Genomic DNA, 7,867 nt, shown 5'->3' on the forward strand with positions numbered 1-7,867 from the left:
TGCCCCTTGGGGTCACGCCGACGCCGATCTGATGCCTCCGGTCGGGCTCCGCCCTCCCTCCATCATCAGATCGGCGTTCCTCTCACCTTGATTGACGCGCTGGCCTCATCCTGATTGTCGCGCTGCACGCGACCCGCATCCTGCTGTTCGAGCTGGTCATGCACGAGAACGACCAGGAGGCGGCGCGCCGCATCACCGCCGATCTGGCCTACTTCGCCGACGCCGGGCCGCGGTGGTGCGCGTACATGGCCTCGAAGGCGCTGTTGATCGCGCCCGCCCGCCTAGCTTTCGAGGCCGAGATGCCTGGGATGGATGCGCGTCTTCGGACGAACATCGCCACGCTGCTCGGCGCTGGGTTCGCAGCCCTGCACGGGCGCGTCCCGACGACGGACGAGGTCGTCGCGGAGGTCGCAGAGTTCGCGGCGACCACAGCCGAGCACGCTGAGGAGGTTAGCCGCGATGACTCCCTCGAAGCGCTGCACCACCTCCTTGCGCACCCGATCGGCGACAGCTCGCTCGGGCAGTGGATCGCCCGCGAGCGCCGCGACTGGATCGAGAAGAACGCGAGGGACGAGAGCCCCAGCGCGCGGATCCTCGCCAGCCTCGACATCACGATGAGCGTGTTCGGGAACGAACCTGGGTTCTTCCTGGCGCGGGGTGCGCCGGGGATCAACAAGATCTTCGAGCGGACGAAGTGGGAGCAGGGAGGTTGGATGCATGCGATCCGCAAGTACGAGGGTGCGTTCTCGCCGGTCAACCCGATCTACTTCAGCAACATCAAGAGCAAGGCTCGGGCGATCGGTGTCAGGTTCGACATCCTGCCCGACCCGACCGAGGCGCCGATCGAGCCGATCGAGCCGAAGGGCGACATCAAACTCCCGAAAGGGACGCCCGACTTCTGATCAGCGCACGCGGCCGAGGTAGTGTGTGAAGCGGGGCGGGTCATACGGTACGTCGAGGACGGGGCGGGGAAGGTACGTGGCGCCGCAGGCAGCGGACCGCGGGCGCGAGTACCCCTCTCCCCGTCTCTCGCGTCGTCCACCCGTCCGGCGTCCTGCAACGACGAGGGCGGCTGGCCACGGAGTGGACCATCATCGCGATGCAGGGTGGAGCAAAGGACGCAGGACGGGACGGACAGCACGGGAGATAGGGGAAGGGGGTGTGCGCGCGTGTGGCCGGCGCACCGATCACCGCATACCACCCCCCCTCTCCCCCTATCTAATGCCGTCCGTCCTGTCCGGCGTCCTGGTCGGCGGGTCGAACCGCTCAGCCGGCAAGGGCAGACGGTTGGGACGCCGGGACGGGACGGACGGTCCGATGGACCCAGGGAGGGGTGCGCTCGGCGGGTGCCGCGCCACCTACCGCACATCCCTCCCTCTCTCCCCCTATCCTGTGCCGTCCGTCCTGTCCTGCGTCCTGCCAAACGCGATCTACCGCTGTGTGGGCGTTGCGTCCCGGGCCGCGGGCCTCAACCTGCTGTATTCTCTCGATGCTCTAAATACCGCCGGCTGTATTTGATGACATCCAGGCCACCCGATCCACGTTCGCGGTCACGTCGGTGGTTACATTCGACATCACTTCGAGTTTGTCCGCGTGAATCTACGCGATGTTTGTCTATGACAGCGGATTAACTGATCAATCGACCGATCTATTGTCCCGTATGCAACCGCATGTTTTTCTTTTCAAACGTCTCGTAGAGTGCGTCTTATGTCCTCCAAGCCATTTAACATCTCGCTGACCAAGCGCGACCGGAAGCGCAAGCTCCGCTCCGGCGAAGTCGTCGTGAACACCCGCTGGGTCCTCAATTTTGTCGATCCAAAGACCAACGGACGCGTCCAGTTGTTCTTTGAGCGCCAGAAGGAAGCTATCGCAAAGCGGAATGAGATCCAGGCCGCCGTCGAAGCGCGCGCCTACATGCCCGACCGTGAGGCCATCACCGTCGCTGACGCCGTCGCCCGCTGGCTGGACGGCCGCCGCGGCGACGTGAAGGGTCGCACGCTCTTCGGCTACGAGCAGGGCGCGCGCTACGTTACCGGGCCGATCCTGGTCGGGGCAACGCCCGCCCAGCGTCGCGCCCACACCGAGACCGGCCTCGTGCCGAAGGGCGCCTCCCTCGCGCCCATGCTGGGCAAGGTCAAGGTGAACCATCTCTCCACCGCCGAAATCAGATCCTGGCACAAGCTCCTCGCCCGAGAGGTCGGCCCGTCGAGTGCGGCCCGGGCGAAGAAGTACCTTGCTGGTGCGCTGGCTCTTGCGGCGGAGGATCTCGGCATCCGGCCACCCAACATGCCGACCCGGCTGAAGGCCGCTCCGTGCTTGCGCAAGGCCATCCTGACGCCGGCACAGATCTCGGCGGTTCTCGCGGTCGCCGAGGCCGATCCCGAGCGCGGCATCTACGTCGCGTTCCCGTTCCTCGCCGGGACGCGGCCCAGCGAGATGCTCGCCCTGCTGTGGGAGGACGTCGATCTCGAGCGAAACGTCATCCGGATCCGGCGGATGCAGGAGATGGACGGCCGGCAGAGCGAGGTCACGAAGACCGACGCGGGGCGACGGGACGTGCCGATCTCGGCGCGCCTGCGCGCCCTGCTGGTCGCGTGGCGCGAGACCTGCCCACGGCGCGAGGGTGATCCTCACCGGGTCTTCCCGGGTCTCGGGGCGCGTCAGGCGTGGCCGCTGCCACGGATCGGAGGTGGTGGGATCCTGCTGTACGCCAACTTCCGGACTCGGATGTGGGCGCCGCTGCTGAAGCGCGCAGGTGTCCCTTACGTCACGCCGCACTCGGCCCGCCACGCCTTCATCTCGATCCTCCAGGCCCAGGGTATCGAAGTTGGTCTCGTGGCAAAGATCGCTGGTCACAAGAGTCCTGCGGTCACGCTGAGCCATTACACGCAGGCCGTTCGGGGTGGCGAAGTCGCCTCGCTCGCGATCGACCGGGCCTTCGCCGCATAGCGGAGGCTTTTCGCGCGCATAGCCTCTATTGTCGTCCACCCTTGCGCGCCGGGGGGAGTGCCGGTGCAGGCAGCCACAGCGCCGATCATGCTCTAAGTACTGGCGCAGTAATCTTCGACATGGCACAATTTATCCCGACGTTAACTGCGTTGACGACAGAATAATTGTTCCTGTCTATCGTGCATGGTTTTCTATTTTGGCGATAGAGCCGCGACAGAGGACCTCCGCGATGACCATCAGCCTCCGCATCGAGACCATCACGACCGCCGGGGCCAAACTGATGGATCTCAGTGTCGCCGCCGCCCACGCCGAGGCCGCCCGCCAGCACGCTGCCGCCGCTGACGCGCACGCGCTGGCCGCCGAGATGCACAGCGAGGCCCGCGACCCGGACGAGGACACCGATCCGAACCAGCAGCAGGACGCGGAGAACGCCAGTGCCGATGCCGCCACGCAGACCGACACGGCCGCCGAGGCGACCGAGGCGGCGAGCGAGATGGTGGCCGCGGCGCGTGACGCGGGCCACGAGGCGAACGAGGCGGTGCGGCAGGCCAAGGACGGCGAGGACCCGCGCGACGCCCACGCCGCCGCAGCCAAGCACCACGCGGCCGCCGCCGCGCGCCACGCCGAGGCCGCAGAGGCCGCCGCCCCGGGCAGCGAGGCGGCCGGGGAGGCCCGCGCCGAGGCCGAGAGCGCCGCGGCGCGGGCGGGGGACGCAGCAGCGGCGTGATGCGGGCGCCGAACGGCGTTACCCCAACACCGGCATGGCCGTTTCCGTCGGTCCGGACGCGGACGCTGCGACCGGGATGGTGGTGAGAGATATGTCATTCGGGCAATCAGCCCTGTCAGAATCAGACGCTCCGGCGTCGAGCTTGCCAACCGTGATGAAACGGTCGGTCCAGAGCGCGCTGCCAGCCGCGATTCTCGTCGCGATGGCCGCGGCATGCTCCGGTCTCGCCAGCAGGAAGAAGGCCACGTGCGCCGTTCGGAACACCCACTGCGCGGCGGCGGGCATCTGGCGTTTCAAACGGTCCGAGACACGGTCGACGAACGCGTCGCGCGGGACGCGGGGAAAGTGCTGATAGAACAACACCGAGTGGCCGGCATCGTATGCGGCGGCTACCTCCGCCAAGTACACGAACTTCGGTGCGTCCCGCTGGCTCGGCCCGACCGATGGCACGTCCAGTCCGTTGTCCGGGTCGAAGAAGACGAGATCGCAGCCGCTCAGCGTTCGCATGGACTCAGCGAGGTAAGCGGCGCGAGGCGCGAGGCCGGACGGCACCACGTCATTTTGGTAGACGGCGCCGGGGATTGCACCGCTCTCCTCGATCAGCGCGAGCCGTCGCCAGTCTGGGAGGCGCGACGCCTCCTTCAGGAGATCGAACAGGGGTGGGTCGAAGGACCGCCATGCCTCAGGCTTGGCGAGGTACTCGATCATCCGGCCGTCGCTGCGGCCATCCGGCGGGGTCCGCATCCAGCAGACCCCTGCCCTGAACCCGCCGTCGCCCGTCAGGGTTCGGAGGATGGCGTACTTCCGATAGTCGTTGATGTCGCCGACGTACTGGTCCTTCATGGCGGCCTCGCTCGCTGGGAGGCGGCGAATCTCGCGCAGATATCCTAAGTTGGGTTTATCCGAAATCGGGTTTTTCTGGATCGCTGGCTGTCTGGCTGGCGATCCCTGTTGTCCTCGCTCTTCCCCGATGCGTACCGGCGAGCGCTCAGTCTCCTGATCGAGGCGCGAAGGGCGGCCGGCGTGACGCAGGTTGAATTGGCAGGGCGGCTCGGCCGGCCGCAGTCGTTCGTGTCAAAGTACGAGCAGGGCGAGCGTCGGCTCGACTTCGTCGAGTTTGCCATGATCTGCCGGATGTTAAACGCCGACCTACACGCAATCGTCCAATCGGCCGCACAGGACGTGGGCTGAAGGAGAACGGCGTTTATTGGTCGGGCGAATGGGGGCAGCCGTCTGCGGGAGGGTGCATCGTCGTGCCGCCGGATGAACCAAGGGCTGCAAGACGGGGCGGGGGGCACGAGAAGATACCCCGGCCTAACGCCAACCGGAGCGCGCTGGACGCGGCGGCAGTGCTATACCTTTGCCGGGTGTTGGGGATGCAGCCCACGAGGAAATCTGCCGCTGCAGATCAGGTTCGCGACACCTCCCGGACGGGCTCGGCGCCGCGGAAATCCTGGTGCAGCGCGCGCAGGATGCCGGTGAGGGGTAGGGGCTTCCGCTCAGGCTACCGGCTCAGCTACTCAATTCGACTGTGCGTACCAGTGGTAGGACCGAAAGCAATTCGAGGTAGCTGCGGCGTTCAAACGGGCGGCCGCTAACGGCGAGCTTCGGCAAAACGACATAGACCGCCGCAAGCGCTCCAGCGCGGCCAGCGCTTCTTTCTTCGAGGTGACCGCGTCGGACTGCTTTGAAGTCTCAGGGTTTGCTCGCGCAGCCTTCCCCATGTGGCCCTTTTGCGGGCTGGTCTCGTCAGCATCGCTCACAAGATGGTCACCAAGTATCTGCAGGAAAACGGAGAACACATCCATATGCGCGGTTGGCACGCGGACGTTCCGAAGCAAGCCCCGGACAAGATCATCTGCTTCAGCGATCTCGCCGTATCGCGTGTGATGTGAAGCATTAATCTCGCTCACGAACCCAGCCATCGACGACATCTGTGAGTGGTAAACCGGATGCGCCATTAACTCGTCGTCGTGGTCGTAGTGGATGCCGAAGACATGCTCGAGTCGATCTGCCCCACGAGCGCGGAAGTAGCCAACCTGGGTACCGAAGCCCGCAGCAAGCATGCTCGCGTCAGTGCAGCCGTCGGAGAACAGCATTGTCCCGGTGACGGTCACGTACAAGGAGCAGTCTCGATTCGCAGCCTTTTCCTTGAGCCAGAATGAGACCGGCCGCACCCGAACGAGCACGCCGCCATCCTCGGGAACGTACTCGAAGACGTCTGCGAAGCTTTTCGGCCTGACGTCGCCGCCTAACTTTTTGAGCTCCGTCTGAAGGCTGTTCCACGCCCCTTGGACCTTCCTCGTCACTAGAGGCACGAGGCTACCGTTGCCCACGCGTCAGCTCCCGAGCATAGGCGAGGTTTCGTCGAAGAACGTCCTCTCCACGCGGCTGAGGTCGGCTCCCTGAGGTATCCACCCGCTCGATCCAACGGAGCAGTCGTCCCGCTCGCAAACCGTCGCCTTGGTAAAGGGGCAGCGAAACCCGCCGCGGTCCCCTTCGCACCGAGGGCACGGATAGCGACCCAGGGCGGCGCCGAGCTTCTCCTCGACAAGAGCCCGCCGGTAGGAGGGCAGGTGGCCGGTGTAGTCAAGCTCGCTCTCCAGCGCCCAAGTCTCGACCATATCGTCGATCCGATCCCGCCAGAAGGATGGCCGAAGGGTCGAGAACGGCCCCTCGTACTGCGCTCCATCGAACAACGGCTTGATACGATCGGCCTCGTCGTCGCTAACGGCCAGGTATGAGCAAAGCGCGTGCACGTCCAAGATTGGGCCAGGGTAGCGCATGATGAAGTTGAACAGGACGTGCCCGAGGACGTAGGTCCAAAGCACCCTCCGTTCCTTCCCGGCACTCTGGCCCCGCGTCGCCCGAAGACGATCGGCCAAGCCGCCGTACGCCCCGATCGGCGGCATATAGAGAGAGAATTGAGTGACTGCAGAAGGATGGCCCAACATGTCGGCGAGCATGCTTGCCGGGCTAGGCATCTCCAGCAATGATGGTCGGTCTTCCAACGCCCGGTCGATCTCCCTGAACCCCCCGTACACTGCCTTAATTTCCCTAGCGGCCTCATCTGTCTCGGGCGGGAATCTGAAGCCAAATAGGTTCGGGGGCGCGGGCAGGTTTGTGGCATTGCCCCGCGAGTAGTCACCCACCGGGATCGCAGCGCGCTGGCACCAAGCGACGATGCTCACCCCGAAGAAACCTGATTGGCCCCGAGTCAGGTCGTAGTCCGTCACAACCAGCGTCGCGCCCTGCGCGAGTTCGGAGAATTGCCTCTCGACGTCGTCGGTCCGGTCCGGGAGCCAAGTGGTTACGCTGCCGGCCACCTCGCCGTCGAGGGCAGCCGTGACCTCAGCGGCGAGGGTCTTCAGCTGGTTCTCATCGTCGTCGACTAGCAGGATCCGTCCTGCTGCGGGTGCTTGGGTTCCTGTCATTGTTGGCCGTCGGCGCCCAGCGGGAACTGCACTTCTACGCAGGTAGTAAAACCCGGCGGCGGATTGGTGAGTTGCGCGACTCCCCCGAAGGCCGCGGCGCCCCGCTTGACCAGCGCGAGACCGAGACCCATGCCCGAACCGAGCGGATCGTTGCGGGCCTCGGTCGTCGTGAAGAGTGGATCGAAAACGTATTTTCGGATGGGTCCCGGTATGCCGACCCCCGTGTCTGACACCTGGAGATAATGCCGATTGCTGGTATTCCAGGCACGCATCGCGATGGTCCGCCTTTCTTCGTCGGTAGAGGCCGTAACCGCTTTGAGCGCGTTCGTGAGTAGGTTCTGCGCGATACCGTTGTAGAGCGAGACTGGGACCAATGGCGCCATAACCTCCGCCTCGACGCCTATGTCTATGGAAATGCGCCGGTCCTCGGCGTATTGCGCGAACAGGCGCTTAACCTGCGTTAGACGTAAGCGCTCGGTGACGGCTGCCTTGCGCGGGTAGTGGCGCGCTCTGGATACAGGTGCTGGCGTCGGATGGCGCTGTATCGGCCCTGGGTCTGGATCTATGACTTCTCCCTCGCACGTCGTGGTCGCCGGCACGCGCCGGGCGTGGTCGCCGGAGCAGAAGCGGGCGATCCTGGCCGAGGCGGACGAGCCGGGCACGTCGGCCTCGGCGGTGGCACGCCGGCACGGGCTGCATTCCAGCCTGCTGTTTCGCTGGCGCCGCGCGGTCCTGGCTGAACAGCGGGCGGCGGTGG

9 protein-coding genes are annotated in these 7,867 nt (G+C 65.6%); 5 read left to right on the forward strand and 4 right to left on the reverse strand.

Annotated features, from left to right (window positions below):
* Positions 1 to 158 precede the first annotated feature (158 nt).
* The 3 genes from Q8W71_RS31805 to Q8W71_RS31815 all read left to right on the forward strand — a co-directional run bounded on the left by Q8W71_RS31805 (position 159) and on the right by Q8W71_RS31815 (position 3,676).
* Positions 159 to 902, forward strand: coding sequence for a hypothetical protein (locus Q8W71_RS31805; RefSeq protein ID WP_305529343.1), 744 nt, complete (start codon positions 159 to 161; stop codon positions 900 to 902).
* Positions 903 to 1,707: 805 nt separating this feature from the next.
* Positions 1,708 to 2,949 (forward strand): site-specific integrase, encoded by a 1,242-nt coding sequence (locus Q8W71_RS31810; RefSeq protein WP_305529344.1) that lies wholly within the window; start codon positions 1,708 to 1,710, stop codon positions 2,947 to 2,949.
* 229 nt (positions 2,950 to 3,178) lie between these two features.
* On the forward strand, positions 3,179 to 3,676 hold the full coding sequence (locus tag Q8W71_RS31815) for a hypothetical protein (RefSeq protein WP_305529345.1): 498 nt from the start codon (positions 3,179 to 3,181) through the stop codon (positions 3,674 to 3,676).
* 18 nt (positions 3,677 to 3,694) lie between these two features.
* Here the strand turns inward: Q8W71_RS31815 and Q8W71_RS31820 are convergent, their stop codons facing one another.
* The gene (locus Q8W71_RS31820; protein ID WP_305529346.1) at positions 3,695 to 4,519 is read right to left on the reverse strand and encodes a hypothetical protein; all 825 of its coding nucleotides are present in this window, start codon (positions 4,517 to 4,519) and stop codon (positions 3,695 to 3,697) included.
* A 108-nt stretch (positions 4,520 to 4,627) separates the two neighbouring features.
* Here Q8W71_RS31820 and Q8W71_RS31825 point away from each other — a divergent pair, with 108 nt between their 5' ends.
* Entirely contained in the window at positions 4,628 to 4,867 is a 240-nt protein-coding gene (locus Q8W71_RS31825) for a helix-turn-helix domain-containing protein (protein ID WP_305529347.1), read from the forward strand.
* Between the two features lie 329 nt (positions 4,868 to 5,196).
* On the opposite strand, the gene Q8W71_RS31830 is transcribed toward Q8W71_RS31825, so the two are convergent.
* The 3 genes from Q8W71_RS31830 to Q8W71_RS31840 are packed head-to-tail and all read right to left on the reverse strand — an operon-like array spanning position 5,197 to position 7,493.
* Positions 5,197 to 6,012 carry a hypothetical protein gene (locus tag Q8W71_RS31830; protein ID WP_305529348.1) on the reverse strand — a complete coding sequence of 272 codons (816 nt, stop codon included), beginning with the start codon at positions 6,010 to 6,012 and terminating at the stop codon, positions 5,197 to 5,199.
* 3 nt (positions 6,013 to 6,015) lie between these two features.
* Entirely contained in the window at positions 6,016 to 7,110 is a 1,095-nt protein-coding gene (locus Q8W71_RS31835; RefSeq protein WP_305529349.1) for a hypothetical protein, read from the reverse strand.
* A complete protein-coding gene (locus tag Q8W71_RS31840) occupies positions 7,107 to 7,493 on the reverse strand; it encodes a sensor histidine kinase (RefSeq protein ID WP_305529350.1) in 387 nt (128 codons plus the stop codon). Before Q8W71_RS31840 ends, Q8W71_RS31835 begins: the two co-directional genes overlap by 4 nt.
* A gap of 181 nt (positions 7,494 to 7,674) precedes the next feature.
* Here Q8W71_RS31840 and Q8W71_RS31845 point away from each other — a divergent pair.
* A partial coding sequence (locus tag Q8W71_RS31845) for a transposase (RefSeq protein WP_305524274.1) occupies positions 7,675 to 7,867 on the forward strand: 193 nt, incomplete at its 3' end.

This window comes from Methylobacterium amylolyticum (assembly GCF_030700245.1).
Lineage (GTDB): Bacteria > Pseudomonadota > Alphaproteobacteria > Rhizobiales > Beijerinckiaceae > Methylobacterium.